The sequence below is a fragment of the Calidifontibacillus erzurumensis genome, assembly GCF_013303125.1.
GTDB classification, from domain to species: Bacteria; Bacillota; Bacilli; order Bacillales; family Bacillaceae_J; genus Calidifontibacillus; species Calidifontibacillus erzurumensis.
The window spans coordinates 1-569 of record NZ_JABTTE010000075.1; the positions used below are offsets into that span (position 1 = coordinate 1).

The window sequence follows — 569 nt, forward strand, 5'->3', positions numbered from 1 at the left end:
GGTTCTTACGAACATTTGGTGAAGAAAGATGTCTGTATGTATCGAAGAATCATTGAAATTTTCTAAAATAATTATTTCCAATGATACAATACTCGCTTTTCAAGTAAATCAAGCTTAGCACGTCCGAACATCATACGTTTAATGAGTTTTAATCGATGAACATGGCCTTCTACTACTCCATTACTAAATGGAGTAAGAAATGCATGTTTAATCGCCTTCAAATCACTCTGTATCCGTAGGGCATATCTATATAAAGAGTTATTTTTAGAAGATAATTGTTCTTTTAACCATGTTAAAAATCTAGGATAGTCCCATTCATCACATGCTTTTCTAAAGTGTTGAACGGTTTCGTAAAATGGTTTGAGTGATGGATAATATTTAAAACATTGTTCAAGCAATTGAATTTCTTCACCAGAGAGATTTGATTTTAGTTTCCATATACATGAGCTTATTTTCTGTCGTGATATTCGATAGGGTTGTTCGAGAGATTTCTGTAATTTTCGTTCTTTTCGGATACTTTCAACTGCTATACGAACGCCTGAATACGTACCCGTATATCCTTGTTCACT

1 protein-coding gene is annotated in these 569 nt (G+C 33.2%); it reads right to left on the reverse strand.

The genetic code is table 11. The features are described 5' to 3' along the window. Positions 1–71: 71 nt before the first annotated feature. Positions 72–569 (reverse strand): transposase (locus tag HR057_RS16870; RefSeq protein ID WP_173732667.1); only part of this gene is annotated, 498 nt, incomplete at its 5' end.